Raw genomic sequence first — 26,475 nt, 5'->3', positions numbered from 1 at the left:
TTATTTCAGCTAAGCATTTTAATTTTTGCTCTCAGCTCTTCCCATGCTCAATAGTATCTAGTAATCATTAATATATTGGATGTTGATTGGTTTTAGGTCTTAATCAAAAGATTTGCCAAATATAAAAATCGTAATAATAAGAAAATATACAGTTAATTATTTGAAATTAATTAAGAAAATCATATTAATTGGTTTTACGTAGATTTTAAGAGTATATACCTATATTAGCGTTTTTATTCATGTGCTTACGTTTACCAATACTGTTTAAGTGTTTAGAATATCATCAGGTTATTAATACTTAAAACCAATAAATATTTTAAAGGTGGCTGTAGATGAAAACGCTTGATGTAGGACAAAAAGTAAAGCTTGCGATGATGGAAGAGAGCGTGTTTATTGTCACTCATGTGCATGTAGATAATTCCTACACGCTAGAAAGTACCAATGATGGTGGACAAAAAACTAGCTATGACAACGTATCTTTCGAGATGTTAAAAGTCTTAGAAGATTAAGTTTAATGCCGTGCTATGTTGAATCGATGGAGCAACGCGTTTTAATGAATATGTTTTAAATATAAAACACAGCATAGCTTGGATTAAAAAATTGATAGATAGCGCGATAACTACTTGTTTATCGGGTGTATATCGTTATCAATATATATTTTACTGAATGATGGTATGATCACTATAAATAATAATGATGGTTTTTTTGCCGATTTGAACATTTAATTTTGATTAAAATCTATATAATAATCACATTAATCATTGTTATATCACGAGTCTAGAGAAACAAGATGTCCCCATTAGATCAAATTGCGAATGCACTAGACGACCAGTCAGAATTATCGATGTCAGTTTTAATGACTCCTGACATGGCGAATTTTTCGGGTAATGTGCATGGTGGAACGATTCTAAAATTGTTAGACCAAGTCGCGTATGCTTGTGCAAGTCGCTATTCTGGTAGCTACGTGGTGACACTATCAGTCGATAAAGTAAATTTTAAAGAACCAATTCACGTGGGTGAGTTAGTGACTTTCCTTGCAAGTGTGAACCATGTAGGTCGTACTTCTATGGAAATTGGTATTCGTGTTGAAGCGCAGAACATTCAAAAACGTACAGTGCGTCATACCAATAGTTGCTATTTCACAATGGTCGCTGTTGATGATCAAGGTAAACCAAAACAAATTCCGGCATTAAATCTAGATAATGACTGGAAACGTTGTCGCTTCGAAGCTGCGGAACATCGTAAAGTGGCGCGTTTACAGGAAAATCATCATCCTTCTTGCAGTATTTATAAAAAGTCGACACAAAGCTAATCGCTTTGGTGGCTGAATATTTGAAAAGATCGCTTAAGCGATCTTTTTTTTATTCTGAAATTCGTCTGGAGAGTGCAGTTGGGATTTGAATTCCGAGTGTGCGACTAAAGTTTATTCTTCACAGCTCAGTTAATGATAGTCATTCAGTCCAATACTGTTTAATATAAAACGATACGTAGCGTTTCGTTTTTAAATTATGAGTGAAACTGAAAAAACTTCTCGGCGTAAGCAATGTATCTTACAAGCGGTCACAGATGCTTTGGCGGAAAGTGATTATCGAAGCATGACCATTGAAGATATTGCCGCTCGCGCAGGCGTTGGAAAATCGACGATTTACCGTTGGTGGAAGCATAAGTCCGATCTGGTTTTCGATGCTTTTAAAGCGCACACCGCCTCGGTGTTTGAACTCGATTTATCACAAAGTTTAGAGTTCAATCTCAATCAACAATTGCTCAAATTATCACGGGCTTTAAATCAGCACGTGGGTCGAGCATTGCTCGTGGTTTTGGCAGAGCATCGTGAAGCAGCAGGTGAGTTTTTTAAACAGTATTTGTTACCTCGACGAGAAGCGACACGTGAGCTGATCCAATTGGCCATTCAACGAGGCGAAATTCGCGCGGATTATCCTTTCGAACTCATGTTGGATATGTTGTATGGCCCGATTCATTATCAGATCATTTTCTTTAATACCCAGCCAGATGAAGACTATATCAAGCGACTGGTGCAGTTGGCGCTAAACCCGATTTTTACGGAGCACCAAGCCACGCGTAGCAGCGAGGCAATGACCTCATGACTACTCAACATCAGGCATCGTTATGGAACAAGTCTTTTGTTTTTTGTCTGTGTAATAACTTGTTTTTATTTAGCTATTACTTTGCGCTGCTGACCATATTACCCATTTATATTATGAAAGAATTGGGTGGTTCGATTCAGCAAGCGGGTATGGCTTTGACGCTGTTTTTGGTGTCATCCATTGCGATTCGCCCCTTTTCCGGCATGATCATTGAGCGTTTTGGTAAAGCCAATTCTCTACGTATTTCAGGCTTTATTTTTGTTGTTTTTGCGCTGAGTTATTTGTGGATTGACAGCATGTGGTCGTTGTTGGTCATTCGTTTTTTACATGGTTTTTGGTTCAGTATATTAACCACGGTCAATGTTCCCATCGTAAATGATTACATCCCAGATCACCGAAAAGGCGAAGGCATGGGTTACTTTGTCATGTCGACCAACTTAGGCGTGGTGATCGGGCCATTTTTAGCGCTGAGCATGATTCAATTCAGCAGTTTTAGTACCTTATTTGCAGTATTAGCCTTCTTGGTTGCAGTGGGCTATGTTTTTACGTGGTTAGTTCAAATACAAGAACACGTACAGCTTAAATCAAGTGATCAAGCGAGCAAATCCGCTGCCATCCAATGGCGTGATGTGATCGAAACACGGGTACTTGCCATCAGTTTTGTGGCGCTACTCACTGCGTTTGCATATTCAAGTGTGATGAGCTTTATCACCGCTTATGCAGAGTTGAAGCATTTACTCGCTTATACCAGTATCTTTTTTATTGTCTTTGCTGTGTCGATGTTGGTCGTCCGTCCTTGGGTTGGCAAAGTCTATGATCGCAAAGGCCCGAGTGCAGTCATCTATCCATCCTTTATTTGCTTTGCCATTGGTTTGGTGATTGTGAGTTTTCTCACGAATCAATGGGTGCTTTGGATATCGGCCGTTTTTATGGGCATCGGCTACGGTTCAGTTTTCCCATGCCTGCAAACGGTCGCGATTCAAACGGTAGAAAAAGCCCGAATGGGACATGCGATATCCACCTTTTTTGCCTTGTTTGATATTGGCCTTGCTGTCGGTTCGGTCATTATGGGTGTGCTGATTGCATACTTTGGATTTCAGGCAACCTATTTATTTTGTGCGGTGATGGTGCTGTTCACTTTGTGGATGTATCGTTTATTCGTGGCAAACCAATTTAAACGCAGTGCTTTAGGAGCTGAATAATGGAATTACGACATCTACGATATTTTGTTGCGGTTGCCGAAGAGCTAAATTTTACCAAGGCTGCGCAGCGAATGTGTACTGTGCAACCTTCTTTAAGTCAGCAAATTAAAGACTTAGAACAGGAAGTTGGGGTGCAATTATTGATGCGAACCAACCGAAAAGTTGAGTTGACTGCAGAAGGTCAGGCCTTTTTAAAAGAAGCGCGTTTGAGTTTAGAACATGCAGAAAAAGCTATGATTGATGCGCGTCAAATTGCGAAGCTCAGTAAAGAACAACTGAATATCGGCTTTGTTCCTGTGGCTGAAATGAAAGTCTTTCCATATATCATGCCAAATATTCGTGCTCAGTTTCCTGAGTTAAAAATTCATTTTCATAGCTTAATGGATGTCGATCAGATCAGTGCAGTACGTAAAGGGGAGATTGATATTGCCTTTACTCGTTATGTCGAAGAAAGCCCTGATATAGAATCTGTTCAGATTTTTACTGAGCCTTTGGCGTTGATTGTACCGAAAAATTCGCCTGTTGCAGAACAGCGGCATATCAGCATTAAAAACATGAATAATCAGGATTTTATTATTAGCGATGAACACTCATCACCTGAGCTATACCGAATTATTCAAGATTTCTTTAAGCAAAATAAACTGAATGTGAACTTGGTACAGCATTCGACCAATATTTTGTTAAATGTCAATTTGGTCGGTATGGGAGTGGGGTGGAGTTTGGTACCGTCTTATGTCATTCCATTGCTCGGTGATAAAATATTGGTTAAAAGTACGGTTGAACCTTTGCCGACCATTGGTTTGTATGCGAGCTATCGAAAAGATCGTAAAAATGATGCAATCGAATTGATTTTAAAAGTCTTAAAAGAGCAGTTCTATATGGGCTTTTTCTAAGCTTTTACATATTGCCCTAAGATTTAAATAAAAAAATCCTGAATTAAGCGCTTCGGGATTTTTTTATTTATCGTATTTTTAATCAAAGACTCAATGATACATAGCCTTTGTCACTCTGATTTATTTAAACCATTTTTGTAAATAGGGTTTCATCACGCGGTAGGCAATCAAACCGATGAGTATAATCAGATAGAGTGGCCAAATCGTAATGAGAACAACCAACAGGCTCAACACAAATTGCCACCCTTTTTGTATACCGTACCATGCTCTTTGCCAGAAACTATCGCCATTTAATTGCGCTACAGCATCAAGGTTAATATCGATATGTTCACGGACAGTGGCAGGTTGAATAAATCCAATCACAATCGTGCTATAGCGGACACGATCTTGAACTTCTAAGCGGGTCAGTCGTGAGATTTCATTGACTTGCGCAGTTGCAACATGGACGGGCACGACCTGTGTTTGTGACATTTTTTCTTCGAGTAGTTTTAGCTCATAGCGTTTTGCCGAATATTGCTGACGGTTCAAAAAATGCATAAGCGGCAACAGTTGATTGACGAAATGTGCAGCTTTTTCACTTGGCACACGAATGATCATTTCCGCTTGCGGATTTACTTTTTCGAAGATTTTAATTTTGCCGTCAGCAATCGGGTAGGATTGACTCTCTTGCACCATAAAGTCGATATTTTTCTGTTCAATAAAGCCGCCTAAACTTAGCGTCAGTTTTTCAATTTCTAAGGCCGTTTTAACGACATCTTTCGACTCAAAACTGACATTGGCTTCTCGTACCATTTTACGTGAGGCTTCGGCTGGGTTGACCTGCTCATTTAAAATAGTTTCAGGTTTTTGTGTTGTTGCAGGCGTGGTAGACGGCTCATTGGAAGTGCTTTCCGCTGCTTGATCTTGCTGTGTACTGACTTGAGCAGGTTGTGCATCTGCGCTGGCTTCAGTTGCCATTTCTTCGGTTTTCTTGGAACAGCCTGAAATTAAAATCACCGTAAACATGGCAATTAAATATTTATTTTTCATCGATGTAGAGCTCAATTGTTTGATTATCAGAAAGTCGGAGTAAATACTTTTTGCTTTAAATATAAATTCAAATTTAGCGTAATTATTAGTCGGGCGTATTGTATCGGAAAGTGTTTAAAGCACGGATGAACGCAACATAATTCTACATAAAGCCGCGTATAGTAATAGACAGAACAACAAGGATGAAAATAAGGATATCTACAATGAACCCAGCAATGAAACTCTACAGCAATCCACGCTCACGCAGTAATACCATTCTGCCTTTATTAAAAGAATTAGACATCGAGTCAGAAGTTGACATTATTGAAGTGCCATATGAAGAGATGCATCAAGCGGCATATCTCAAGATTAACCCCATGGGCAAAGTTCCTTGCTTGGTCGATGGTACTGCCGTGATCAGTGAAACTGCAGCCATCTTTAGTTATTTAGCCGATAAATTCAGTGACAAAGGTTTAGCACCCGCCTTGGATAATCCAAAACGTGGTGAATATTTGAAATGGATGTTTTTTTGTCATGGTCCGCTGACTGAATATATGGACATGAAAAATGTCGGCATTAGCACAGAGTTGATGGATGAAAAACGTGGCAGTTTGAGTTTTGGTAATGAAAAAATACTTTTAGATTTTATTAAAACAGGGCTTGCGCAGGCCCAGCCATATCTGTTGGGGGATAAAATTAGCGCAGCAGATTTGTATTTAGCTTATTGGATGGTGTATGCAATTTCATTCAAAATATTGCCATATTTAGATGAATTTAAACCTTTTATTCAGCAGATTCAGCAACGTGAATCGGTAAAAGATGTGCATTGGTTTCAGTCGATTTAACTTGGATGCTTATTTGATTATTGGCTGAACGTGGCGTTGCTATATGTCTAATCATATAGCTCTTTCTTTGAGAACTACAAAGAAAGAGTTTTAAATATCAATCATAAGATACTAAAGCGATTTTAATTGTTGCCTAGATAATGTATGGCAAATGTTGAGCTAAATTAAATAGACTCAATCATTGTTGGTTCTATTTAAAAAATCATGGGCTTCATCATCAGATAGAGGTGGGCCTAAATCTCTTTCAAGTTTGGCATATATTTCAAGCAGTCTTTTTTGATGTGGGTCCATATCTAAGGCACGATGCTGCTGATATGTTAATTGATCATCAATCCAATCATAATCTTGAACCGCAGCCCCTGCGAAACTGGTTTTCAAATGGAGTTTGTAATAACCATAAAAGTTGTGTTTCTTGGTATCTAGACAGAGATAGGCGAAGGTAGACCAACCACTTTCGGGAAATTTAAGGCGAGTTCGGCAGGGCTTCTTTTCTAGTGTAAATGTGGGTGAATAGACTTGGCCTTTTAGAATGATATTTTTATCTTGACCAAAATATTGAGTTTGTAATGCAAATAAAGCAAGAATCACTGTGGTGAGAAAAAAGCTGGCAATGACTGCATAAAAAAATGAAATGTATAAATGGAAGGACAAAAAATTAGATTCTTCGTTTTTGTTCACATCTTTTTCTAAGCGTAATAAATAGCAATTCAAAGAAATAAGAAAACAGAGGCAAAAAACGAAAATAGCTAACCAACTATTGGCATGAAAATGATGTATCTCTACGAAAATGAGTGAACAGATAAAAATAAAGCCCAACAAACTATAAATGAATAATTTCTGAAATCTTTTTTGCATTTTGCGAAGCTTATAATTATGTATTGAACGATTATAGCATGCGATGTTTATAGTGATTATAGAAAAAAATCACCATGCTTTATGCATGGTGATTTTTAATTCTTGCAGATCTATTTGGATTATTAAGCATGCAATTTTGCAAACAATTGTTGGCTCACGCTGTCTAAAGTTTGTGGAATTGCAATCGCTGCAACAAAACGGTCTGGGCGAAGAATCGTAATAGATTCAGTGGTTTTACCAAACCAACCACGAATATCGGTACCAATATCACCAATCGTGATCACATTGTCGTACTTGGTGCGATTTTCATTGCTAAGTTGAACAGCAGGCAATACTTGGATAAATTTAACGCCCAATTTTTGCCATTTTTTCATGGTCGCATCTGACAGACCCCATTTTGGATCGACGCCCCAAGCAATGATTGCAAAGTCGTTACCGATGACTTCATCAAGTAGGACTTTTTCACCAGATTCAAGTTGAACATGTGGTTGAATGAACATTTTACCCACAGGTGAATCTTTAACACCGTTATTGATCAATGCACCATCGTTGTACTTCGGCATTGGCTTGAAGCGCATTTCCAATAGATATTGTTTGATCGGTTTGATGTAATTGAGTGCATAGGCGATACCATCACGCACGAAACCTTGCCATTTTTTTGGTGGCGCAAGGACATGACCCGCCATTACAGAAAGATCAATCATCGCTTTGGCATGATCTTTACGTTCAACTTGGTATGTATCTAAAAGCGCTGGGCCAGCTTTGCCTTGTACAACCATTGCAACTTTCCACGCAAGGTTGAACGCATCACGCATACCACTGTTATAGCCTTGACCTTGCCATACTGGCATGATGTGCGCAGCATCACCTGCAAGTAAAATACGGTCTACACGGAATTTATCTGCAATACGGGCATTGTGGGTATAAACACGCTGACGAATCACTTCAATACCATCGGTCGTTGGAAGTACTTTCGACAAAAGTTTTGCAATGTTTTCAGGTTTGCTTAATTCTTCTTGAGTTTCACCAGGCATCACCATAAATTCGAAACGACGAATACCGTGTGGAAGAGCAGCAGATACATAAGGACGCACAGGGTCACAGCATAGGTAAATGTGTGGCGTTGCAAGTGGGTCATTATTGATGTCGATCACGATCCATTGGTTCGGTGCAGTTTTACCATCGAAGCCGATGTTGAGGGTACGACGTACCACTGAGTTACCACCATCACAAGCAATCAAATACTGCGCTTGAATTTTTTCAGCTTCACCGTCTTTATTTTGAATATTTAGCGTTACACCATTGGCATCCTGGCTAAAATCAGACAATTGACGAGAGAATAAAACATTTGTGGTTTCGTACTGTTTTAAACCTTGTAGTAGTACATTATCGACTTGCGGTTGAATAAAGGCATTACGACGTGAGAAACCAAATTCACGAGTGAGCGGTTGAATGTCTGCGAAACAACGGCCTTTAGGGGTTAAGAAACGCATCGCGTGGTTCGGTGTCGTATGCGGTAACACTTGGTCCACTAAACCTAATGATTGGATGGTACGTAATGATTCATCATCAATACCAATCGCACGTGGGTAGTCAATCAGGCTGTCCAGTTGTTCAATCACAGTGACTTTGACACCTTGCTTACTTAAGTAGTTTGCAATGGTTAAGCCGACAGGACCTGCGCCCAGAATGGCAACTTCCGTTGTGTAATTTGCTTTATTGCTCATGCGTAAACATCCAATCACTTCACATATGCCACTATTAAGTTCTAAACCGAGGCTTTCAACAAGCTAGGCATAAGTCGAAACGATGAATCGAATTGTCGTGTTTTTTGCAGGGTTTTATTTTAAGTGAATGATATATATTTATTTATATGAAAATCATCAATCATTTTGAATGATTTATCGATCATTAAAATCTATTAATCAGTGGCTTTGAGCATAAAAAAGCCGAACCATTTTTCAATGATCCGGTGACTTTAATTCATTTAGCACAACATTCTATTAATGAGGGATAAATGTTGAGCAGCAGACTAAATGAATTTAGCGTGTGGAGTACGCTATCCGTCTATTACTGAGCAGGTTGAGCTGGTGCAGAACCTTCAGCATTTGCTTCTGAAGCAGGTTGAGCAGCAGTACCTTCAGCAGCAGTTGTTTCAGTCGCTGGCTGTTCTTGAGTGCTAACCACTACTTTTTCTTGTTCAGGTGCTTCTTGTTTATCTTTGCTGGCAGCAAAACTTGTTGCAGCTGCAGCAGCTAGAGTAGAAGCAAGTAAAATTTGAGTTAATTTCATTTTGAGCATCCTTATATATTTTAGTAAGTCCTGAAAAGATCATCACGTCCATCAGGAGAGAACTCATGCTAAATTGAGAAAACCGAGTGATCAATGCGAGCAACAAAGTGAAACAGACTGGTTAACTGGATGAATACATAACCGTCCATCCTGTGTTTTAAATGTAAAAAAATATCGGAATCTTCATTTAACTTTGCAAGAAAAAATGACCAAATCGACTTCATGATTCATTCATTGTTTACATGATGATTACATCGAAGTCGTAATTAAGCTGAATCCAGAATTTTCACTAAAATCCAAATGTAAGGATTCTTTTCGATATGGCTATTTTTTTAAATATAAGAGTTAACTTTGCCAATAAAATGTGACCAGATATGTCATGCATTCATGCAAATGGAATAAATAGGCTGTTTAACAGCCAGATCATCATTCAATGCCTCGGATACTAGGCTGATCTATGCTTTAGGAAAATGAAGACGGAGAAATGAAGACTAGGCTTGCAGCATTTTTTTGAAATCATTATGGTAAAGGCCATCAATCATTGGCTATTTATTTGAGTGACTCACTTTTGAAATTAGTTTCTACCCACGGTGCGATTCCGGTTCATATTATTTCTGGCTTTTTAGGTGCGGGTAAAACCACAGTTTTACAGCAGTTATTAAAGCAAAAGCCAGCGGGCGAAACTTGGGCCGTACTGATGAATGAGTTTGGGCAAATTGGGGTCGATCAACAGATGTTGCCGCAAGATCAGGGCTTTGCGGTGAAGGAATTATTGGGTGGATGTCTATGTTGTAGCAGCCAACTGCCGATGCAAATTGCGTTGTCACGGTTATTGTCAGAGGTGAAACCCGACCGACTGTTTATTGAGCCGACAGGTTTGGGGCATCCGGGACAACTTTTGGAGCAATTGACTGAGCCACATTGGCATCCGCATTTAGCCATGCGAGCATTGGTGACCGTGGTCGATGGCTCACGCTTACATGATCAAGATTGGACTTCGCAAAACCTGTATGCCGATCAACTCAAAGTGGCACAAATCGTTGTGGTGTCTCATGTCGATTGTATGAGTGATGCCGATCAAGCTGGTTTGGAACGACTCAAACAAGCGTATTTACCGTATCAGCAGCAATGGATCAATGTCGTCAAAGGTGAATTAAAACTGGCAAATATTGATCTCGCCTATGTGGGAAGTCCGCGTAAAATTCAGCCTTTATTGGCGATGCAAAAGCAAACGTTGGTCGATGTACCCACAGAAATTAAACAGTTGCCTTATCATTATGTTGAATCCGCTCAGGGCTATAGTGTCGCAGGTTGGAAACTCCCAAAACGATGGATTTTCGACTTTTTTGAGCTGTTAGATTTACTCTGTGAGCAGCAAGATTGGCTACGGATCAAAGGTATTTTTCAGACAGACCAAGGTTGGAAAACCTTTAACTTTAATCCTGATCAGTTTAATTATCAGTCGAGCGAGGAAAGTATCGATAATCGTGTCGAAATTATTTACCAAACTGAACGTGAATGGCTCGAATTTGAAGATCGCTTAATGCAGTGTCGTATCGATGCCGATAAAGCGGAGAAATAAGTAAATCAACGCAGCAAAAGCTTGCTAAATCTTATATGCTAAGCGCCAAATTTGAGGACTTTACCATGGCGCTAAAAGCTACAATTTATAAAGCAGATTTGAACATTGCCAATATGGATGTACACCAATATGGTGATTATCAATTGACAATGGCTTTGCATCCTTCTGAAACGATTGAACGTTTGATGGTACGTGTCTTGGCATATGCACGCTATGCAGATGAAGCCTTAGAATTTACCAAAGATCTTTTCGAAACAGACGAACCAGCGCTGTGGGAAAAAGATTTAACAGGCCAATTGGTGAAATGGATTGAAGTTGGCTGTCCTGACGAAGACAAAGTCAAAAAAGCCAGTGCTCGTTGCCCACAAGTCGCTGTGATTACTTATGGTTCTTCAGTAGACGAATGGTATAAACGCAACAGCAAATTGAAAACACTGAAGAATGTTGAAATTTGGCAATTATCTGAAGCGAGTGCGGCTGCCATTCAAGAGTTATGCGAACGGACCATGTCTTTACAATTAAACGTAATGGACGGCGAATGGACTTTGATTGGTGATAAAGCTCAAGCTGTGATTGAATGGACACAATTGCAATAAGCGTATGATGTGATTTAACTCATCAAGATGGATGTGAGTTCAGGCTTGCATCCTTGTCGCTATAACTATTTTCAGCTAATACGATTCTGTTAATTCAATAGTTGTTTTAAAAATCAGTTGACCTAAAACCAGAATAAAAATCTAATTCGGGAAATTTCTAGCCCCTAACTTATGTAACGCCCATGGATGAATCCTCTTTATTAGCTATGTAAATAGCGTTGTTCTTACCGTATAAACTCCTTCATTCAATGAAAGTTCAAAGTGTTCAAGGGCATCATGTTACGAACGATTTTGTTTATAATAGGGCTTTATTTTGATTGCGGCATTTGAGGTTGAGAGCATGAGCAAAGAATTAGAAATTATTGACTTAGTGGTAGGCGAAGGTAAAGAAGCGGTTAAAGGCGCTTTGATTACAACACACTATACAGGCTGGTTAGAAGACGGCACTAAATTCGATTCATCACTGGATCGTGGTAATTATTTTGAAACGGTAATTGGTACAGGCCGTGTGATTAAAGGTTGGGATCAGGGCATCATGGGGATGAAAGTCGGTGGTAAACGTAAGTTAATCGTGCCATCACATTTGGCTTATGGTGAGCGTAAAATGGGTAATGTAATTCCTGCCAATTCAAATCTTATTTTTGAGATTGAATTGTATGATGTAAAAACGCGCGATTAATACAGCGACTGTTTTAGATCAATGACATGGACGTTATTGATCAATTGGATAAAATAGTAGTTGTTATTTTTGTCTTTTACCGTAGATTAGAATAATTGCTCGAGTATAAACGCAGGAATCAAAGCCGTTGTCTTTACAGTTGCCTTGCACCAGATTGTTCTGGGTTCTTACCTTTATTATTTTTACATTGGCACTCACTGTATCGACTGCTCAAGCACAGTATGAAACTGCTCCTAAATCGTTTTATTTAAAACATCAAAACGAAGTTAACCAAATCTACTTCACGGAAGACACCAGTAGCCTCTTACAAGGCAAATGGTTGTTTTATCCAAATCAATTTTTAACGTCTCCGAGTTCGGTTCTAGTCGGTCAAACGGTCTATCTGCCTGCATCATTTAAAGACATCACAGGGGACAGTAAAGGTTTTGGGACATTTACTGGACATTTCCAAATCCCTAAACAATTTATTGGTCGACGTATCGCGGTATTGATTCCAAATCAGTACGGTGCGTATCGGGTATTTTTAAATGGTGATGTGATCGTTCGTTTGGGCGAGGTGGGGCGTACTGAAGCAGAACAAAAAACGGAGAATGCACCGCGAATTGCCTATTTTGTGGCACAAGATGAATATTTCACTTTAACCATTCAGGCTTCAAGTTTTAACAGTATGCATGGCGGGTTTGAAAACCCAATGCGTATTGGTATCGCCAAGACAGTAAACCGCCAATTCCAACAACAAATGATGAGTATTGGGATGGTGTCGGGCGCCGTCTTGGGTGTGGGACTATTTACGATCCTATTTTCTGTTTTCCGAGGTTTACGCGGTCGCAATAGCCGAAGTAACTTGGTGTTTGGCTTATTTATTGTCTTTTTAGCACTCCATAATTTATTTTCAGCACCTTATGCCTATACCACTTTTACCGATATCAATTGGTTGTGGGGCACGCGATTAGAATACTTATTTACCTATTTGGCATCGATTTTCTTTTTAAGTTATATCCACTTGCTCAGTCGTCGCTATTTATTTACCTTAAATTATCAGATCGCGATTTTGCTGTTGTCGTTGAATATTTCAGTGACTTTTGTTTCGACGCCTGAAATTTTTCAACCTTTGGCAACTTACAGTTTTGCCTATGTGATCGTTGTTCTAAGTAATTTTGCTTATGGTTTTTACGTAACACTGAAAAAGAAAGAACCGTATTCAAAATTAAATTTAATCGCGGTTATTTTCCTGTGCATTACCTTTTTAAACGACTTTTTGCTGATGATGAATTTGATTGATTCAGTCAATTTATCGTTCATTTCAACCAGTTTGTATGCCTTGTTGATCATGTTTCAGCAATCGCACCATTATGCACAGCAGTCGATGCATACGGAACAGTTGAATAATAGTTTGCTTGAGCTAAACAGTTCACTCGATCAGAAAGTCAAAGAGCGCACCTTACAGCTCCATGAGCTGAATAAAAAATTAGAGCTACAAATTCGTATTGATGCCTTAACGGGGGCATTCAACCGCCGTGCACTGAATGCTGAAATTCAACGCTTATATTCGGAGGTCCGTTTTCATAGCCATCGAACATTGGTCTTTGCCATGTTAGATGTCGATTATTTTAAAAATTATAATGACCACTATGGACATCTCAAAGGCGATGAGGTGTTACAGCAGATCGTGAAAACCATGCAAAACACTCTGCCAAGTTCAGCCTATGTGGCTCGCTACGGGGGAGAGGAGTTTGCCATATTGATGCATGATGTTCCGTATGCGATTGCCCAAGAGCAATTACAATTGGTACTCGAAGCCATGCGTAATGAACAGCTTGAACATGTTAATCGGGGTGATGATAAAAATTACGTCACACTGAGTTTGGGTATGGCATGGATGGATAAGCAAAATGACTTCGACAGTATCGAAGCCTTAATGAAGCATGCAGACCATTATTTATATATGGCCAAACAGGCAGGACGCGATCAACTCAAACCTTAAGCGGTATTGCAGGTGCGTAAAGTTCTATAGCTAATGTCCATTGCAAATGCATATATCGATTCATCTACTTTGATTTTATCCTGTTTGATTTTACATCTGCCATTAACACAATTGTTTGACCAGTTTGAGCGGAATATCGGTAGGCTCAAAATCCTGATGTGCGACAAAGCCATATTTTTGGTAAAAGGCGAGTGCCGTATGGGTACTTTCTAGACTGATTTCGGTAATATTCTTTTTCCTGACGCAGTGCATCATGTTCAACAATAATGCCTTACCAATGCCTTGGTACTGACGTTCAGGGCAGATATAATTCAGTAAAATTTGTCCCTGATCACTGACTAAAATAAAGCCGACGACTCGATTGTCACTAACGTAGACCCAGCTATCGTTATAAAGCATCCACATTAAAATATTCGATTGATTTGCCTCCTCAAGCCAAGTTTGAATCACACTTTCATTACGTTGATGGTCCTGGATACATGAACGAATGCTGTTGTGAATCACGTGAATAATTTCGGGTATGTCCTGGATTTGTGCTTCGCGTATCATAATTTTTTCTTTTTATAAAAAACTCCAACAGCCTGCCATTTCAGAAGATATCGCCCTGTGCTTAAAGAGGCTTATTGTTGCGTTTTATGTTTTTTTGCAGCCATTGCGCCGTTGGGTTGGGTTTTTATTTCAAAATTGTTGCAAAATTTACAAATGTATATTTATAAGTTAATCGTTAAATACGGATAAATAACCACATAAATGCATCTAACTATACTGTTTTTAAAGTAATAATAGATCTTTTAGAAATGTATACATACTCAATGATTTCAGCAGGTGTAATAGTTTGAAATAAATTAGCAAAGAAAATAGGCAAGATTTCAGCTTTAAAATAGTTTTGTATGAATTTTAAACGTTATTGTGCGTTATATTAGTCCATAAAAATATTCGATGATTCAAGATGTGCATGCGCGTCATCGGCAGTAGGTTGTTATTATGGTTAATTTTCTCATTGTGATGTGTATTCTGATTGCGTTGTCTGCAGCAGGAATCGTGGTCAAAAAAATAATAAAAACAGAAAAATATCGTCAAAAATATACGCGTTACCAAGCACCAAAAAAATCGAAAAGTATCTCTTTAGCATCGAATGATGATGCTATTCGTGACGTCGATCATGTCATTGAAGTAGATGAATATGAACAGCAACTTTTTGATGATATTGCGGAAATTTTCTTTCAACAACAATACAAATTAGATTCGCTACAGGCAGCCGAACAGTTACAAGAAGTTTTTTTACGTCGCATGCCAGTCAATTGTAAAACTCAAATTCGCCAATTAGATCTGAATGAATGGTCGATTTATTGGAGTTTTTACAATCAATCGCTCGAGTATTATTTAGGCCGATACGGTGAGTTTTATACACATGTCGACCGTTTTGGCGAAGAACATAAAATTGAATATCGCTATCAAGACTCCGCAAGTTGAAGCAAAATGCGATCTTGGACTAAATCGAGATAACTCAAATCATCGGTTATTCGGGCCATTAAAATTGCGCCTTCATAATCCGCCAAGCTGATTTTGGCAAGTTGCGCGGCATGTTCGATGCTCATGCATCGCTGAAAAAACACTTCAAAGGCGAGTTGCCACTCGTGAAAGATGGACTGTAATTTCGCAAAAATCTCGGTAGGCAAATGTTGACGTTCCATACTTAATATCCCGACTAAACAACCTAATCCACCTTGGCTAAAAAACTGGATGGCCAGTTGATGGATGTGCGGGTAAGTCTGTTGAGGTGATGCAGTGGATTGCTGTAATTGCTGAAAAATACTGTGCTTTAACTTCACGTGTGTCAGGTTTAAAATTTCCATCAGCAAAGCGTCTTTATTCGGATAGTCGTAATAAAAAGCAGCTTTTGAAAGTCCACAGGCTTCAGCCAATTTCCCCATGCTGCAGCCCATATAGCCATAGCGTTTAAAGGCGTGTGCTGACTGTAGCAATAGGTGTTCTGAGGTGTTTTTCCGTGGACGCATGTATCTCTCTATCCGAATAAATCAATGTGATGTGTATGAAGTAAATCGGTCTAGGTGACTAATAGTTCGTCAAACCTTCCAATGACTTCCTGCCATAAGGGTTCAGCACCTTTGCGGAAATATCCCATATGACCAATATGTTTTAGACCATAATCTTGCGCTTCAATATTGATATATTGCATTGACGCTTGCGCATAATGTTGCATAAAAGCATGTCGTGAATTGGGTAATGCCCAGTCATCATCGAGTGCAGCGACCGCATAAATCGGCGTTTGAACTGCAGCATATTGTTGAGATAGCTCACTCAGCTCAGGGTCGGCAAAGAAATAGGTTGGGTTTTTACACCAACGACGCCATTGCTTATAGACATCGACAGGGAGGTCAGCGCCCATATTGAGTTTGCTCCAAGGCAAATACCCTTTGACGGCAACCATCGGCGGAAAAACGATATTCCACATCACATGAACCTTCATTTTTTCCTTAAATGGCATATAGCCATGCCAGCCTGCGCCCGTGCCAAAACAATACATGGCACGAATCTGATCATGATTTGAGGTGAGGCCTAGTGCTTGACCGCCATAGGAGTGTCCCACTAGAAAAGTTTGCAGGCCGTGTTGTTGCATATAAGCTATGGCACCAGAAAGGTCATAACGTCCCCAGTCGAGGTAGGATATCTTAAAGCCTTTAAGTTTTGACGGTGCAGAACGTCCAATACCACGATAATCAAAAGTCAGTACTTGATAACCGAGTCCTGCGGCATACTCGGCAAACCGACGGTAAAATTGTTGAGGGACGCCTGTTGCACTTGAAATAATAATATTGGCTTTAGCGGCAGAATTAGGCCGATATTCAACGCCTGAAAGCGTATAGCCATCGGTTGCAGGGAAACTCACGGGTGTACTATGTATTTCTTGCGCTGCTGGTTCTAAATCCGTTGACATAATTTTTCTCTGGATGGGCAGGACGGAAAGGGTTTACTCAGTTTAAATAAAGGCTTACTTGCCCTGAAAATTGGCTGCGCGACGTTGTAGCATGGCCATCACGCCTTCTTGTACATCTTGTGTTTTTAGTAATGGCTGTAAGTGCTGATCTAATTGAGCAAAGGCAGCATCGGCTCCCAAATGCACACCTTGCTGTGCTGCAGCGAGTGTTGCCTGAACCGCCAGTGGTGCAGCCTGCGCAATTTGTTCCGCAAGTTCAATGGCACGAGATAAGGGTGCTTGGTCAGTGATTTCAGTCACCAAGTTCATGTCATATGCCGTTTGCGCATTGAAACGTTCACCTGTGAGTAAATAGCGCATGGCTTTATTCCAACCCGCTGCTTGCACAAAACGAACTGTTGCACCACCAAAAGGAAGAATGCCACGTTGCACTTCCATTTGAGCAAACTCCGTGTGACGCTGTGCGATCACGATATCGGCATTCAGCATGAGTTCAATACCCGCTGTAAAACAGAACCCTTGTACCGCGACCACAACTGGTTTTTTTCGTTGTCGTGAGTTGGTTCCCCACGGATTAATTTGCTGATCAGGAAAATTAAACAGCCCGCTGCCAAGTTTGGGTTGTAGTTCGACCAGATCTAGACCCGCAGTAAAATGATCGCCATGAGCAAAAATCACCGCACAGCGTAAATTTGGATCATCTTCATATTCAGTGAGCGCCAGTGAAAGGTCATGAATTAAATGACTGTCAAACGCATTTCGTTTATCTGCACGGTCCAAACCGATTAAATAAAGATGACCACGAATTTCTCGACTTACACGACCTTGTTGTTCTGACATTTGGATAATTCCTTCTAATTATTCTTTATGCATAGCTAAGTTTTTAAAAGATTGTTAGAAAACTGTCAAAACTGATGCGTTCAAAACATCAAAATCATCGTCTGGTGGATGAGTGGTTTGATTTAAAATTTACAGAGTTGATATGAAATAGTGTGTGATATAGCTTGCCTTTGGGCTGATTTTTTCCATAATAGCTGCAGCTTTTTTAAGGCCCAATCAACCATGTCGAACTTAGAAATATTTGCAGTTATTATTAGCTTAATCGGGGTGAGTTTAACCATTAAGCGAAATATGTGGTGTTGGTGGTTTAACTTTGCAGCTTTTTTGCTGTATGCCTACTTGTTTTATACCTACAAACTTTATGGCGAAACCATTTTGCAGTTTTTCTTTGTGGTGGTGAACTTCTACGGTTTTTATCACTGGTTGAAGGGCAAACAACAAGATCATGACATCCGTATTGAACCGATTGCGACCAAACTCGTGATCTTTCAAATGCTCTTAGCAGCGGTGGGCGGTTTGATTTTTGGTTTAAGTTTGCACTATTTTACCGATGCAGCCGTACCGATTTTGGATGCACAATTGGCCGCGTTTAGCTTACTCGCAACGTATTGGACCAGCCGGAAACATATTGCTACTTGGGTGCTTTGGGTATTTGTCGATATTATCTATGTGGGTATGTTTATATACAAAGACCTGTATCTCACTGCGGCGTTGTATGCTGGTTTTGTGGGCTTGGCGGCATTTGGTTGGTGGCAATGGACACAAGTCAAAAATAAACAGCAGCAACAGGCGATGAAAGCTTTATAAGGATCATTGGGTGATGGCAAAGCTACTTTTAATAGCCGATTCCGAACCCGATGAATAAGTAAAGAGCGTGCAGAGTCATGATTATCGACTTTCAACTTGAGCAGCAACTGCGTTTTGATCGACAAGCTGGGTTTCTATTGCAGCAAAAAGCGAGCTTTTTTCAGTTTGAACAAATAGCAGATGTGTATAACGCTGAATGGCTCAATGCATTTCCACAAGGCACGCAATGTAGCATCAGCGGTTTGGATGATGGTGCAGATGAATACGGCATCCAAATCAGTTATAAACACCAAAGCATCTTGATCGATTATTCACAAGTAATCAAATTGGTACACCGTGATCGGGATGGTGTAGTGCATAGCATGCTGTTAAATTAACAACTTAAATTAAACTGAGATTTATAAAAGCAGTACCACAAAGATTTGTTATAGAAATATAAAAATAAGCGCAAGAAGAAATGAAAAGATATGGGAAGCTATTAAAGCAATGACGCAACTTGATCCCAAAGATTCAACATTTGAAATTTTTAATCAGCTATGTTTTGAACTGTTTCATCATTATGGCTCGCACTGCAAGTCTTTTGAACCTAGCGCTTTAATACATGCAAAACCAATGCAACAGCTTCCTGAACAAGCCAGCTTTGATATTTTTAGCCTCGACTTTGGTCATTGGTACGCAAAGTTGTCCTACGCGGAGATGTATTTAAAAATTGATGCGGGCTGGGAATTTCAGCTCGAGTTCAAAGATCAGCATGGGCAAATCTATCAAAAAGTCCTTTAAGGCAGAGTCCAATGAGTTGCAGTATGGCAATTCTGTTTTTTCAGTTTGGTTTCAGGTCAATGACAGCCACAGCGCTTTCCGATTTAATCCAAAGCACAGTTTTAGCAACTGTAGACTGGGCGAAATAAAACAATAAAACCAATATTGACCTGAAGGATTACGAGAATGGCACATCAATTTACCGTCAATGCCACAATTCATGGCGTTTCACTTGAAGATTTTAAACGACTAGCCGCAGATATCAGCTTGCATGAAGCGGTGTGCAAACGCATACCGGGTGAAAATCTAGAAATTTTAGAATCAAAAAAAACAGGTGATATGTATACCTTAAAACGTGCGTATAACCTGGATGTAAATATTCCAGATATTGCCAAGAAGTTTTTAAAAGATGCGTTTCGTCTGAAACGTACGGATATTAGTAATTTGGCGGCATTAACCTCTGACGTCAAACTAGATCCGAACCTACCGCTCGAAGCCAGTTGTAAACGAAGTGTCAGTGGTGATGCAACACAAGTGAGTTTCAATTTGGACTGGACGGTGAAAGTCAAAGTTCCACTGATTGGTGGATTACTTGAAAAACATGCAGAAGGTGAAATTCGTCGTTTTAGTCAGCTTGAGATTGAAATTGTAGAAGATGAATTGCGTAAAAATTTAAAAGCCTGAATTGATTTGAAAGCAAGTTAAAAAAAGCGGTCATTGACCGCTTTTTTATTTTTAGTGCGAAGTTTTTTCAAAACGTTGACGATAAAGCATCGCAGTAAAGAAGGTCACCAAACAGACGGTCCAAATATAATACATGGCGCCAATGTTGCTGTATAAACTCAACCATTGAACCAATGGCAAGGTGATACCACCCGCGATGGCATAGGCCAAATTGTATGAAAATGAAATGCCCGAGAAACGAATCTGTGCAGGGAACATTTTCACCATACTATAAGACACCATACCAACCGTGCCTGATGCCAAACCGAGCAGCATATAGAGCGCAAACACGGTCGATGCTGCCACATGGCCCAGGCTGTTATAGAACACGCCCGCAATTATCGCAACAAGGAGGGAACCGAATAGCATCACTTTACCCGCACCGAAGCGATCTGCCAAAAGACCTGCCAAGATACAACCGACCATTTGCATCACAATAGCGGCACTTTGCATTTTAAAGGCATCGGCCCGTTCAAAACCAAAGGCGCCCGTGAGTAGATTTGGCATCGCTAAAATCAATACAACAACGCAGCCAGTTAAGAACCATGTAAACAGCATACCAATCACAACGCCTGTTTTGTGCTGTTGCAGCACTTGTTTCACAGGAAGCTCTTTAGCCAATTGTTTCTTTTCTTGCATGGCTTTAAATACAGGCGTTTCTTTTAAATAACTGCGGAGATAGAGCGCAACAAAACCAAAGATTCCGCCTAGAATGAATGGAATCCGCCATGCCCAATCATGGATTTCTGACTCTGTAAATTGTAATGAAATAAACAATGACATCAGTGCGCCCAATAGGATACCTAAAGATAAGCCAGCAGTGAGTAAGCCATTGGCGATCCCAATTTTTTGCTCAGGCACATGCTCTGAAACAAAAGTCCATGCCGCAGGGATTTCACCACCAATCGCGATGCCTTGAATCACACGCATCAGTAGGAGCAAAAGTGGTGCTGCATAACCAATACTTTCAAAAGTCGGCATCACACCGATCATCAGTGTAGGTAGAGCCATGAGTAAAATAGACAAACTAAATAAACGCTTACGACCAATCAAATCGCCAAAATGCGCCATCACCACACCACCCAACGGGCGGAAAAAATATCCGGCTGCAAAAATACCGTAAGTATTCAGCATCGCCCAAAATGGACTGAGTCCAGTGGGGAAAAACAGTTCCGAAATAATTTTGGCGTAAAACACATAAATGACAAAGTCATAAAACTCGAGTGCGCCACCGAGGGATGACAGTCCGAGGGTACGTTTATCTTGACGAGTCAGGCGTGGCTGAGCTTCCATGCAAATATTTTCCAGCAGCAAATAGCATTTGAGGATTTTAGTGATTCAAATTTTTATTGAATAATCAAACTTTGTTGCCTTATTAAAAACTTATAGTTATGAAAATATCGTGAATTAAGAACAAAATAATATAGATAAAGTCGCATTAACTTAAAGAATGATTGGTGATGGATGGCGTTAAATCTTGGAATATAAATGATAAATATCAATAGTATAGGGCGGTGTGATCTGCTATTTTACTTTGTGCTCTATATAAACCATAAAAGATTCAAAGCCATAGCATGCCGTTGTTTTATACTCAGAACCGATAATAATGCATATTGCATGGTTGTTTTTTTTTAAATAACTGATGTTACGCAGTAACATCAGAAGCGTAATTTGATTCAAATGAAAGAATGATAAGCGGTAACGTCATCCGCAAGTGTTTGAGACAGGACTCCTTCTAATCAAAAATGTTTTTGCGATACTTTGAATAATTTGATACTAGTGAACGAGTTTTGTCGGTGAGGTGCATTGCACCGCAAGATGGTTTCCTTGCGAAGCTTTGCTTCTCATTTTGCCTAATGAGAAACATTGTTTCGTAAGAGTACCTCCAGCCGAAGGCTAACCCCTTTATTTAAATCCTAGATGTAAGACTTCGTCGAATAAACTTAAATATCATTTTAAAAATGCGTAATTACTTTTACGTGCGTAACATCAGTTAAATAATTTAAGCTTGCTAGACTTAAAAAAGGATAAATACATGAGTCATATTGCTGCTGTTGCACAACGTGGTGAAGCAATTTTGACGCTCACTGCCGCAGAGGTGCAAGCATCTGAAATAGGTTCTGCATGGTTAACTGCACTAAGTGAAACACTTCATGCCACTATGCTTGAGCGTCAAGGCGTAGGCATTGCCGCACCGCAAATTTATGTTTCTAAGCGGGTAATTATCGTGGCTTCACGTGCAAATTTACGCTATCCCGATGCGCCTGAAATGGAGGCGATCGTGATGGTCAATCCAGTGATTACATCTCGATCTACGACCACGGTTTTGGGTGAAGAAGGCTGCTTAAGTGTGCCGAATGCACGAGGACAAGTCCCGAGAGCCGAGCAAATTCACGTGCGATATTTGACCCTTCAAGGTGAAGTCAAAGAGAAAACCTTGAATGGCTTTCCCGCACGGATCGTACAACATGAGGTCGATCATCTGAATGGGATCTTATTCACCGAGCGTTTAGAATAAAAACCGTGCTATTCCAAAAATATAAAAGTGACCAATTGAGCTAAAAAAATAGCGGAAAAGTAATTTGAATAGTGGTGCAAGTGAAGTTTAAAGGCTTCAAAGATTGCATGCTTAACTGTGAAAATAGACTTTCTTTTTGAAGCTAAAACCTTGTATAACTAGCGAAATAATAAAATAAAAAAGTAGATTAATGGGGAAAAATTGGGGCAATGCTGTCTGTACGAAATGGGGCGTACAATGGCGTAAATTGAAGCATCTTTTGTTTGAGTCAGACTATCTCATCATCAATTGGTCTGACTACGATAAAGGGCGTTTACTTCTCATCTTTGGCATGCTGAGTCAAGTTAGCGTGTTGAAGTGGTGCATCATGAATTTTTATTATTCGACCAATCGGATTTGGTTTAATCCGAGTGAACTCAAGTTCAGGATCATCGTCGCTTGTATAGTCCTACTCAGTTATGGCGTATTGGCAGTACTCAGTCTTTATTTCAAAAAATATTTAAATTTTAGACTGTTTTTTAGCTATTTTGCGCCCGTCCTGTTTGGGATCGGCATGATCTATGGTGGCTATATGATCGGGATCTATAGTCCTGCCACTATGGCGGGGACGGTCAATCTGCTGATGGTCGGTTTGGTTTTTTATCGTCCTGCGATTATGCTCAGTATTACATTTCCGATCACACTGTTTATTGGCTACATTTGCTATCAAACTTCGATTGACCATCTAGAATATGCACCGATTTTCAGCCCAGCTTTAAAACAGAGTGAGTTTTACGACAACGCCTTTTGGCTCATGAGTATGGCGGAGTTGTATTTGCCCATATTGATCGTCAGTGCAGTATTTTTTCAGATTTTGCTTTTACAGTGGCGACACCGTGAACAAAAGATGGAAGTCCTCAGCCGTGTTGATGGCCTGACCAATGTGTTTAACCGTCGTTATGTCAGTCATGAACTTGATACGCTCAGCAAACAGACACGGCCTGAATTTGCAGTGGTTTTGCTTGATCTCGACCATTTTAAATTGATCAATGACCAATATGGACATGATGCAGGAGATGCCGTTTTACAACGTGTTGCTCAAATTTTAAATGACAATACTCGTGTACAAGATGTGGTTGGGCGTTATGGCGGTGAAGAATTCATTTTAATTCTAAAAAATCAGAGTTTAGAGCAGGCGATAGAGGTCGCTGAACGTTGTCGATTGGCCATTTCTGACGCTGAAACCATGATAGCCAACCAACATATGTTGAAGATTAGTGCAAGTTTTGGTGTAGCAACTGCGATCGAGGGGACACCGTCTGCTATGGTCACGCGTATGGCCGATCAAGCGCTGTATATGGCAAAGCAACAAGGTCGTAACCAAGTACGCAGCTTTCGTGAGTTAAAATTGGCAGAAGATTAAATAATTTAAACGATAGTTATGCAGCAATTACAATTTCAGCTCGGATTAGCGCAGCTCGACTTTCAGACCGAGCAACAGAATATTCATTTTGATCATGGCTTAGTCGCTTTGGTGCAAAAATGTGTCCGACATCAGCGCTTCGATGCTTTAGCGATTGAATATTTGATCTATGAAATTGAAGAAATTTTAGAACGATTACAGCTCGATTATCAGACGCAGCGCTATGCTCAGTCGAATGATGCGATGCTGCATCTATTGGCGCAGAGCTTTTTTGAACATGCGACCCACATTGACCGACAAAGCCTAGAACATGGCTTTAATGAAATGATTGAACATACCGAATATTATCAAAATCTATTTGGTGAGCAGGCAATCATTCAACTCAGTTATTTCGTTTTTATTCGAGAAATGATGCACCATTTAAACCTACAGCACATACAAGTTTTAGCTCAGAATGCGTCTTCACCATAAGGACTTATACAGATGCAGCTCAATTTGTTATAAATAAAAAAGCACACAACAAAAAATAGACCTTATGAAAACGCCTGTTCCAGATTATTTACAGCATGTCTTTAATGCCTGCGATGCCAATCAGCACGGAGATTTAGCAGATTATATTCCTGAGTTAGCCCATGCCAATCCGAATAGACTGGCTTTGGCACTGTCTACCGTAGATGGCACGATTTATTCCACAGGTGATGACGAAGTCGAGTTCACCATACAGTCGATGTCTAAACCCTTTGCTTATGCCTTAGCGATTCGTCATCTTGGCTTGGATAGCGTTTTACAAAAGGTCGGTGTCGAGCCATCGGGAGAGGCGTTTAATCAAATTGCGCTCGATCCACAAAGCAATACCCCGAAAAACCCGATGATCAATTCGGGGGCAATCACCACACATTCACTTTTACCGCATGACGAACACAGCACCCGAGCTGAAAAACTCCGCGAATTTTTAAGTGAACTGGCAGGGCATGAGGTGGTTGTTCGAGAAGAGTTGAGTCAATATTTACAACGGTTTGAGCGTTAATGGATAAAAGTCCATTGTTGATTTATACAACATGCTCATAAGTTTAGTGCTTAGATCGGCTATAATTTTCTTTTTGCGTTAAATTTGCTTATGTCTTTTGAGTTAAAAGTCAGTTTACTCCCGAGAGTTGAAGCTTTATCCCCACAGCATAAAAAGCTGAATAAACTGATTGAGCAAATCGAACAGCAAAAGCTGGATTTAGATCTTTGGCAAAATGCCAAAAGTGAGATTCAGAGTTATATTCAGTTAAAACTTGTGCCGATTTATCGTGATTTGCATGCGGTGTACTACCGCCAGCTTGCACAACTTTGGCAGCACATACAGCAAGAAGACTTTGCCAAAGCCGATTTAGCACAGCTTGATGCCAAACTAACCAAATTGGCAAAGCAGTTGAAAAAATCCAATTACTTAAATACAGCCGAACTTGAAAAAGTCACTGAAGTAGATGCTTTTTATCAGCAGCACCATGCACATAATCAAAAGCTGAATAAAAAAGCCAAGTTGGCCCAAACTGAACAGAGCAAAGTAGAAGGTTATGTTGATATAGAACAAGAAACGACAGAACAAAATGAGTCTTATGAAGCGTGGGATAGCGATCAATATCAACGTGAGAAAGAAGAGCATCAGCGCAGACGCTTAGCGCAAAAACGTGAGCAAGCTGAAAAGTTAGTGAACCAATCACTGAAAACTGTGTATTTAAAAATCACTGCCATGATTCACCCTGACCGTGAGCCTGATGAATCGAAAAAAGCAGAAAAAACTGAGCTGCTGCAAGTGGTGAACCAAGCCCATGAAGCACAGGATTTGTTTTATTTACTGAAACTGCAATTACAGCTTGAAACCAATAAAGGTAAAAGCCCTAAAGCCTTAACTGATGAACATTTAAAGTTTTATAAAATGGCTTTAGAAGCTCAAAGCCAACGGCTAGCCAGTCAGATTGATGACATCACAGATAGTTTCCACTGGAGTGAAAATCCAAAGCCGAAAAATATGCAGGTGAAAGATGTGTATAAGGTGATTGATGGCGATGTCTCAGTGCTGAAAGAACAAGTGAAGTGGGAAAAGGAACGGCTGAAATATATGGAAAAGGTGAAAGGGTTGGAAGTGTTGTTGGAGAATGGGGTTTTATAAAAGCACCTCTCCCTAACCCTCTCCTAGGAGGAGAGGGGATTTCCATTATTGATTGAATTTTGGGTAAAATTTAGCTGTTATATTTTTTAAATTAGATAATTTAAATTAAGTGATGTCACAATGAATGTTCCCTCCCCCTATGGGCATAGGTATCTACACATTTTTTATAAATTGAATGCGATCTGAGCAATCGCATTCAGCTCATCAGACGAATACTCTGACAACAACTGAAGAGTGTTCAATAGTATTGAAAGCCCTGCCAGTATGG

28 protein-coding genes and 1 pseudogene are annotated in these 26,475 nt (G+C 39.9%); 20 read left to right on the top strand and 9 right to left on the bottom strand.

The features are described from left to right. The first annotated feature begins 332 nt into the window (after positions 1-332). The 5 genes from FTU36_RS09480 to FTU36_RS09460 all read left to right on the top strand — a co-directional run bounded on the left by FTU36_RS09480 (position 333) and on the right by FTU36_RS09460 (position 4,200). On the top strand, positions 333-509 hold the full coding sequence (locus FTU36_RS09480) for a hypothetical protein (protein WP_171262670.1): 177 nt from the start codon (positions 333-335) through the stop codon (positions 507-509). Positions 510-790: 281 nt separating this feature from the next. Further along, positions 791-1,312: an acyl-CoA thioesterase gene (locus FTU36_RS09475; RefSeq protein WP_078191431.1), complete on the top strand. Its 522-nt coding sequence runs from the start codon at positions 791-793 to the stop codon at positions 1,310-1,312. 196 nt (positions 1,313-1,508) lie between these two features. Then, positions 1,509-2,105 (top strand): TetR/AcrR family transcriptional regulator, encoded by a 597-nt coding sequence (locus FTU36_RS09470; RefSeq protein ID WP_168379283.1) that lies wholly within the window; start codon positions 1,509-1,511, stop codon positions 2,103-2,105. Further along, positions 2,102-3,307 carry an MFS transporter gene (locus tag FTU36_RS09465; RefSeq protein ID WP_180117602.1) on the top strand — a complete coding sequence of 402 codons (1,206 nt, stop codon included), beginning with the start codon at positions 2,102-2,104 and terminating at the stop codon, positions 3,305-3,307. Before FTU36_RS09470 ends, FTU36_RS09465 begins: the two co-directional genes overlap by 4 nt. Continuing rightward, positions 3,307-4,200: a LysR substrate-binding domain-containing protein gene (locus tag FTU36_RS09460; RefSeq protein ID WP_078192238.1), complete on the top strand. Its 894-nt coding sequence runs from the start codon at positions 3,307-3,309 to the stop codon at positions 4,198-4,200. The genes FTU36_RS09465 and FTU36_RS09460 overlap by 1 nt, the downstream gene beginning before the upstream one ends. A 120-nt stretch (positions 4,201-4,320) precedes the next feature. On the opposite strand, the gene FTU36_RS09455 is transcribed toward FTU36_RS09460, so the two are convergent. Beyond that, positions 4,321-5,229, bottom strand: a complete 909-nt coding sequence (locus FTU36_RS09455) for a DUF4349 domain-containing protein (RefSeq protein ID WP_180117600.1) — start codon at positions 5,227-5,229, stop codon at positions 4,321-4,323. Between the two features lie 215 nt (positions 5,230-5,444). On the opposite strand from FTU36_RS09455, the gene FTU36_RS09450 reads away from it, so the two are divergent. After that, positions 5,445-6,053 carry a glutathione S-transferase family protein gene (locus tag FTU36_RS09450; protein ID WP_180117628.1) on the top strand — a complete coding sequence of 203 codons (609 nt, stop codon included), beginning with the start codon at positions 5,445-5,447 and terminating at the stop codon, positions 6,051-6,053. A gap of 174 nt (positions 6,054-6,227) precedes the next feature. On the opposite strand, the gene FTU36_RS09445 is transcribed toward FTU36_RS09450, so the two are convergent. The 3 genes from FTU36_RS09445 to FTU36_RS09435 all read right to left on the bottom strand — a co-directional run bounded on the left by FTU36_RS09445 (position 6,228) and on the right by FTU36_RS09435 (position 9,200). Beyond that, positions 6,228-6,908 carry a hypothetical protein gene (locus FTU36_RS09445; protein ID WP_180117598.1) on the bottom strand — a complete coding sequence of 227 codons (681 nt, stop codon included), beginning with the start codon at positions 6,906-6,908 and terminating at the stop codon, positions 6,228-6,230. 122 nt (positions 6,909-7,030) lie between these two features. Beyond that, positions 7,031-8,635 (bottom strand): bifunctional 3-(3-hydroxy-phenyl)propionate/3-hydroxycinnamic acid hydroxylase, encoded by a 1,605-nt coding sequence (locus FTU36_RS09440; protein WP_180117596.1) that lies wholly within the window; start codon positions 8,633-8,635, stop codon positions 7,031-7,033. Between the two features lie 343 nt (positions 8,636-8,978). Continuing rightward, a complete protein-coding gene (locus FTU36_RS09435) occupies positions 8,979-9,200 on the bottom strand; it encodes a hypothetical protein (protein ID WP_078191424.1) in 222 nt (73 codons plus the stop codon). Between the two features lie 568 nt (positions 9,201-9,768). Between FTU36_RS09435 and FTU36_RS09430 the strand changes: the two genes are divergently transcribed. The 4 genes from FTU36_RS09430 to FTU36_RS09415 all read left to right on the top strand — a co-directional run bounded on the left by FTU36_RS09430 (position 9,769) and on the right by FTU36_RS09415 (position 14,041). Continuing rightward, positions 9,769-10,782: a GTP-binding protein gene (locus tag FTU36_RS09430; protein WP_168379278.1), complete on the top strand. Its 1,014-nt coding sequence runs from the start codon at positions 9,769-9,771 to the stop codon at positions 10,780-10,782. Positions 10,783-10,847: 65 nt separating this feature from the next. Continuing rightward, positions 10,848-11,378 carry a YaeQ family protein gene (locus FTU36_RS09425; protein WP_180011468.1) on the top strand — a complete coding sequence of 177 codons (531 nt, stop codon included), beginning with the start codon at positions 10,848-10,850 and terminating at the stop codon, positions 11,376-11,378. Positions 11,379-11,718: 340 nt separating this feature from the next. Further along, positions 11,719-12,057: an FKBP-type peptidyl-prolyl cis-trans isomerase gene (locus FTU36_RS09420; protein ID WP_180005310.1), complete on the top strand. Its 339-nt coding sequence runs from the start codon at positions 11,719-11,721 to the stop codon at positions 12,055-12,057. 187 nt (positions 12,058-12,244) lie between these two features. Beyond that, on the top strand, positions 12,245-14,041 hold the full coding sequence (locus FTU36_RS09415) for a diguanylate cyclase domain-containing protein (protein ID WP_180021461.1): 1,797 nt from the start codon (positions 12,245-12,247) through the stop codon (positions 14,039-14,041). A gap of 102 nt (positions 14,042-14,143) precedes the next feature. On the opposite strand, the gene FTU36_RS09410 is transcribed toward FTU36_RS09415, so the two are convergent. After that, the gene (locus FTU36_RS09410; RefSeq protein WP_180106548.1) at positions 14,144-14,590 is read right to left on the bottom strand and encodes a GNAT family N-acetyltransferase; all 447 of its coding nucleotides are present in this window, start codon (positions 14,588-14,590) and stop codon (positions 14,144-14,146) included. A 435-nt stretch (positions 14,591-15,025) separates the two neighbouring features. On the opposite strand from FTU36_RS09410, the gene FTU36_RS09405 reads away from it, so the two are divergent. Further along, complete coding sequence (locus FTU36_RS09405; RefSeq protein ID WP_180117594.1) at positions 15,026-15,514, top strand: hypothetical protein; 489 nt, start codon at positions 15,026-15,028, stop codon at positions 15,512-15,514. Here the strand turns inward: FTU36_RS09405 and FTU36_RS09400 are convergent. Genes FTU36_RS09400 through FTU36_RS09390 form a run of 3 tightly spaced genes read right to left on the bottom strand, consistent with a single transcriptional unit; the run spans position 15,496 to position 17,840 of the window. Next, positions 15,496-16,059, bottom strand: a complete 564-nt coding sequence (locus FTU36_RS09400) for a TetR/AcrR family transcriptional regulator (RefSeq protein ID WP_180007549.1) — start codon at positions 16,057-16,059, stop codon at positions 15,496-15,498. The genes FTU36_RS09405 and FTU36_RS09400 overlap by 19 nt on opposite strands. 50 nt (positions 16,060-16,109) lie before the next feature. Next, entirely contained in the window at positions 16,110-17,000 is an 891-nt protein-coding gene (locus FTU36_RS09395) for an alpha/beta fold hydrolase (protein ID WP_180117592.1), read from the bottom strand. Positions 17,001-17,054: 54 nt separating this feature from the next. Next, positions 17,055-17,840, bottom strand: coding sequence for a crotonase/enoyl-CoA hydratase family protein (locus tag FTU36_RS09390; RefSeq protein ID WP_180007551.1), 786 nt, complete (start codon positions 17,838-17,840; stop codon positions 17,055-17,057). Between the two features lie 222 nt (positions 17,841-18,062). On the opposite strand from FTU36_RS09390, the gene pnuC reads away from it, so the two are divergent. The 4 genes from pnuC to FTU36_RS09370 all read left to right on the top strand — a co-directional run bounded on the left by pnuC (position 18,063) and on the right by FTU36_RS09370 (position 20,090). Beyond that, a complete protein-coding gene (gene pnuC, locus FTU36_RS09385; protein WP_180005315.1) occupies positions 18,063-18,647 on the top strand; it encodes a nicotinamide riboside transporter PnuC in 585 nt (194 codons plus the stop codon). 77 nt (positions 18,648-18,724) lie between these two features. Next, entirely contained in the window at positions 18,725-19,024 is a 300-nt protein-coding gene (locus FTU36_RS09380) for a hypothetical protein (RefSeq protein ID WP_180005316.1), read from the top strand. 109 nt (positions 19,025-19,133) lie between these two features. Further along, complete coding sequence (locus FTU36_RS09375) at positions 19,134-19,427, top strand: hypothetical protein (RefSeq protein ID WP_180109071.1); 294 nt, start codon at positions 19,134-19,136, stop codon at positions 19,425-19,427. A gap of 165 nt (positions 19,428-19,592) precedes the next feature. Continuing rightward, positions 19,593-20,090, top strand: coding sequence for a DUF2505 family protein (locus FTU36_RS09370; protein ID WP_078192225.1), 498 nt, complete (start codon positions 19,593-19,595; stop codon positions 20,088-20,090). Between the two features lie 51 nt (positions 20,091-20,141). Here FTU36_RS09370 and FTU36_RS09365 read toward each other — a convergent pair whose 3' ends face one another. Continuing rightward, a complete protein-coding gene (locus FTU36_RS09365; RefSeq protein WP_180055499.1) occupies positions 20,142-21,422 on the bottom strand; it encodes an MFS transporter in 1,281 nt (426 codons plus the stop codon). 742 nt (positions 21,423-22,164) lie between these two features. On the opposite strand from FTU36_RS09365, the gene def reads away from it, so the two are divergent. From def to FTU36_RS09340, 5 genes and pseudogenes are all read left to right on the top strand, one after another. Further along, positions 22,165-22,647 (top strand): peptide deformylase, encoded by a 483-nt coding sequence (def, locus tag FTU36_RS09360; RefSeq protein WP_180025816.1) that lies wholly within the window; start codon positions 22,165-22,167, stop codon positions 22,645-22,647. 190 nt (positions 22,648-22,837) lie between these two features. Then, positions 22,838-24,049, top strand: coding sequence for a GGDEF domain-containing protein (locus FTU36_RS09355; protein WP_180089132.1), 1,212 nt, complete (start codon positions 22,838-22,840; stop codon positions 24,047-24,049). Positions 24,050-24,067: 18 nt separating this feature from the next. Beyond that, the gene (locus FTU36_RS09350; protein ID WP_180005323.1) at positions 24,068-24,520 is read left to right on the top strand and encodes a hypothetical protein; all 453 of its coding nucleotides are present in this window, start codon (positions 24,068-24,070) and stop codon (positions 24,518-24,520) included. Between the two features lie 64 nt (positions 24,521-24,584). Continuing rightward, a pseudogene (locus tag FTU36_RS09345) lies at positions 24,585-25,046 on the top strand (glutaminase); the annotation flags it as partial. Positions 25,047-25,166: 120 nt separating this feature from the next. Further along, positions 25,167-26,207: a molecular chaperone DnaJ gene (locus FTU36_RS09340; RefSeq protein ID WP_180117590.1), complete on the top strand. Its 1,041-nt coding sequence runs from the start codon at positions 25,167-25,169 to the stop codon at positions 26,205-26,207. The last annotated feature ends 268 nt before the right edge of the window (positions 26,208-26,475 follow it).

The sequence above is a fragment of the Acinetobacter sp. YH12096 genome (assembly GCF_013419215.1).
GTDB classification, from domain to species: domain Bacteria; phylum Pseudomonadota; class Gammaproteobacteria; order Pseudomonadales; family Moraxellaceae; genus Acinetobacter; species Acinetobacter amyesii.
Note: the sequence above shows the minus strand (reverse complement) of the source record. Positions and strands in the feature narration are given on the sequence as shown.

What these genes read in the sequence shown, in the direction of transcription:
- FTU36_RS09480 (WP_171262670.1), top strand. Translation starts at nt 333, where the DNA reads ATGAAAACGCTTGATGTAGGACAAAAAGTAAAGCTTGCGATGATGGAA.
- FTU36_RS09475 (WP_078191431.1), top strand. Translation starts at nt 791, where the DNA reads ATGTCCCCATTAGATCAAATTGCGAATGCACTAGACGACCAGTCAGAA.
- FTU36_RS09470 (WP_168379283.1), top strand. Translation starts at nt 1,509, where the DNA reads ATGAGTGAAACTGAAAAAACTTCTCGGCGTAAGCAATGTATCTTACAA.
- FTU36_RS09465 (WP_180117602.1), top strand. Translation starts at nt 2,102, where the DNA reads ATGACTACTCAACATCAGGCATCGTTATGGAACAAGTCTTTTGTTTTT.
- FTU36_RS09460 (WP_078192238.1), top strand. Translation starts at nt 3,307, where the DNA reads ATGGAATTACGACATCTACGATATTTTGTTGCGGTTGCCGAAGAGCTA.
- FTU36_RS09455 (WP_180117600.1), bottom strand. Translation starts at nt 5,229, where the DNA reads ATGAAAAATAAATATTTAATTGCCATGTTTACGGTGATTTTAATTTCA.
- FTU36_RS09450 (WP_180117628.1), top strand. Translation starts at nt 5,445, where the DNA reads ATGAAACTCTACAGCAATCCACGCTCACGCAGTAATACCATTCTGCCT.
- FTU36_RS09445 (WP_180117598.1), bottom strand. Translation starts at nt 6,908, where the DNA reads ATGCAAAAAAGATTTCAGAAATTATTCATTTATAGTTTGTTGGGCTTT.
- FTU36_RS09440 (WP_180117596.1), bottom strand. Translation starts at nt 8,635, where the DNA reads ATGAGCAATAAAGCAAATTACACAACGGAAGTTGCCATTCTGGGCGCA.
- FTU36_RS09435 (WP_078191424.1), bottom strand. Translation starts at nt 9,200, where the DNA reads ATGAAATTAACTCAAATTTTACTTGCTTCTACTCTAGCTGCTGCAGCT.
- FTU36_RS09425 (WP_180011468.1), top strand. Translation starts at nt 10,848, where the DNA reads ATGGCGCTAAAAGCTACAATTTATAAAGCAGATTTGAACATTGCCAAT.
- FTU36_RS09420 (WP_180005310.1), top strand. Translation starts at nt 11,719, where the DNA reads ATGAGCAAAGAATTAGAAATTATTGACTTAGTGGTAGGCGAAGGTAAA.
- FTU36_RS09410 (WP_180106548.1), bottom strand. Translation starts at nt 14,590, where the DNA reads ATGATACGCGAAGCACAAATCCAGGACATACCCGAAATTATTCACGTG.
- FTU36_RS09405 (WP_180117594.1), top strand. Translation starts at nt 15,026, where the DNA reads ATGGTTAATTTTCTCATTGTGATGTGTATTCTGATTGCGTTGTCTGCA.
- FTU36_RS09400 (WP_180007549.1), bottom strand. Translation starts at nt 16,059, where the DNA reads ATGCGTCCACGGAAAAACACCTCAGAACACCTATTGCTACAGTCAGCA.
- FTU36_RS09395 (WP_180117592.1), bottom strand. Translation starts at nt 17,000, where the DNA reads ATGTCAACGGATTTAGAACCAGCAGCGCAAGAAATACATAGTACACCC.
- FTU36_RS09390 (WP_180007551.1), bottom strand. Translation starts at nt 17,840, where the DNA reads ATGTCAGAACAACAAGGTCGTGTAAGTCGAGAAATTCGTGGTCATCTT.
- pnuC (WP_180005315.1), top strand. Translation starts at nt 18,063, where the DNA reads ATGTCGAACTTAGAAATATTTGCAGTTATTATTAGCTTAATCGGGGTG.
- FTU36_RS09380 (WP_180005316.1), top strand. Translation starts at nt 18,725, where the DNA reads ATGATTATCGACTTTCAACTTGAGCAGCAACTGCGTTTTGATCGACAA.
- FTU36_RS09375 (WP_180109071.1), top strand. Translation starts at nt 19,134, where the DNA reads ATGACGCAACTTGATCCCAAAGATTCAACATTTGAAATTTTTAATCAG.
- FTU36_RS09370 (WP_078192225.1), top strand. Translation starts at nt 19,593, where the DNA reads ATGGCACATCAATTTACCGTCAATGCCACAATTCATGGCGTTTCACTT.
- FTU36_RS09365 (WP_180055499.1), bottom strand. Translation starts at nt 21,422, where the DNA reads ATGGAAGCTCAGCCACGCCTGACTCGTCAAGATAAACGTACCCTCGGA.
- def (WP_180025816.1), top strand. Translation starts at nt 22,165, where the DNA reads ATGAGTCATATTGCTGCTGTTGCACAACGTGGTGAAGCAATTTTGACG.
- FTU36_RS09355 (WP_180089132.1), top strand. Translation starts at nt 22,838, where the DNA reads ATGGGGAAAAATTGGGGCAATGCTGTCTGTACGAAATGGGGCGTACAA.
- FTU36_RS09350 (WP_180005323.1), top strand. Translation starts at nt 24,068, where the DNA reads ATGCAGCAATTACAATTTCAGCTCGGATTAGCGCAGCTCGACTTTCAG.
- FTU36_RS09340 (WP_180117590.1), top strand. Translation starts at nt 25,167, where the DNA reads ATGTCTTTTGAGTTAAAAGTCAGTTTACTCCCGAGAGTTGAAGCTTTA.